The following is a 1,938-nucleotide window of genomic DNA, read 5'->3' on the forward strand; positions in this document are numbered from 1 at the left end:
GATGGAGCTCGCGACGGCGTCGGGCGAGCATGCGGTTGTAGGCCGCGTCCTGGACGAGCGCGTGGTGGAAGGCCAAGGCCTGCTCGCCCGACGACTCGGTGACGTCGAGGAAGCCGGCCGCCACCAACCGCTCGAGCTCGGCATCGAGGTCGTCCACCTCGTCAACCGCCTCGACCACGGCGTCGAGCAGCGAGCGCCGGGTGACGCGGCCGATGACCGACGCCGTCTGCAGGACCGAGGCGGTTGTGGGCGGCAGGACGTCCATGCGCGAGGACAGCACCCGCTCCACCGTGTCGGGCAAGGCGGCGGCGTCCCAGTTGGAGCGCATGGCGAAGCGATCCCCGGCCCGGACCACGGCGCCCGTCTCCACGAGCGAGCGCGTGATCTCCTCCACGAACAACGGGTTGCCGTTGGTGCGCGCCACCACCGCCCGCACCAGGTCGAGGGGTGGCGGTCCGTCCAGGGTGGCGGCCAGGAGGGCGCGGACATCGTCCTCGTCCAGCGGTTGCAGGGTGAGGGTCGCGGACGGGCCGCTCGCCGCCCCGGCCACCGCCGCGCACGTGGCGGCGCCCTCGGGCCGTGCCGTCAGCACGAGCGCCAACCGGTGGTCGGCCGAGGCCGCCGCCAGCGCCGTGGTCAGCTCGACGGACGAGGCGTCGGCCCAGTGCACGTCCTCGACGGCGAGCGCGACGGGCTGCTCGGCGGCCAGTGCCGACAGCCACGCTTCCACGGCCTCGTGCAGGCCGCGGCGGAAGGACTCGGGCGCCAGGTCTCCCAAGCCGTCGTCGTCGGCCGCAGCGACGCCGGCCAGCCGGCCAAGGAAGGCCCGAGCTCGCGCGGGCAGCCCTGTAAGGAGCGCGTCGAGCCGACCCGCAGCGGTGGCGGGCGGGTCCTCGGGACGCACGCCTGCCAGTTGGCGGAGCAAGTCGGCGTAAGGCCAGTAGGCGATCCCTGCGCCGTAGGAGAGGCACCGGGTCTGGAGCCACCGCACCCCGTCCGCCTCGGCCCGGCTGCGGACCTCCGCCACCAAACGGGTCTTGCCGATGCCGGGCTCGCCGCACACCGACAGCACCCCGCCGCGGCCGTCTCGGAGCGCGTGCAGCACCGCAGTGGCCTCGGCCAGCTCGGCGTCGCGGCCGAAGATGCCCTGCTTGGGCGCGGCCGCATCGGCGCGCTGCCGGCGGCCGAGGAGACGATAGGCGGGGACCGGCTGCGCCTTGCCCTTGAGCGTGAGCTCGCCCACCGACTCCATGTCGAAGTCGTCGGCCGTGAGCAGGTAGGTCGACTCGCCCACGTAGGTCTCGCCCGACGGCGCCACCGACTCCAGTCGCTGGGCCATGTTCACGGCGTCGCCCAGGATCGAGTAGTCGGCCCGTGTCTCGCCGCCGTATCGGCCGGAGATGACCCGGCCCGTGTTCACCCCGATGTGCAGCTCCAGCCCCGCCGCCGCGGGCGGCAGGCTGTCCTTGTCGGCGATGGCCTCGTGCATCTCCAAGGCGACGAGCAGGGCGCGGGCGGCGTCGTCCTCGTGCAGCACGGGGGCGCCGAAGAACACGAGCAGGGCGTCGCCGGCGTACTTGGCGATGTAGCCCTCGTAGCGCTCCGCCACCGCGGCCAGCCGCGAGATGACCGGGGCGATCACGCCGTGCAGCTCCTCGGCGTCGAGTTGCTCGGACAGCGAGGTGAACCCGGAGATGTCGGCGAACAGGGCGGTGACGAGGCGGCGCTCCTCCCCCACCCGGGCGTCGGCCACGGCCCGCAGGGCGTCGGCCACGGCAGGATCGGGGGCGGGCTGGGCAGGAGCGGCGGCGGCCGGGTTGGGGGTCCCGCAGTGGCCGCAGAAGCGCGTGCCTGCGGGGTTCTCGCCCCCACATGCCGCGCAGCCCCAGTTCGACATCGCTGCCCCGAGGCTACCGGCGCCGCCGCCCACCACCCCGT

1 protein-coding gene is annotated in these 1,938 nt (G+C 74.4%); it reads right to left on the reverse strand.

All coding sequences use genetic code 11. The features are described from left to right. On the reverse strand, positions 1-1,774 hold a 1,774-nt coding region (locus VGB14_01170), incomplete at its 3' end, for an adenylate/guanylate cyclase domain-containing protein (protein HEX9991515.1). Positions 1,775-1,938: the final 164 nt, after the last annotated feature.

The sequence above is a fragment of the Acidimicrobiales bacterium genome (assembly GCA_036399815.1).
Taxonomy (GTDB): Bacteria; Actinomycetota; Acidimicrobiia; order Acidimicrobiales; family DASWMK01; genus DASWMK01.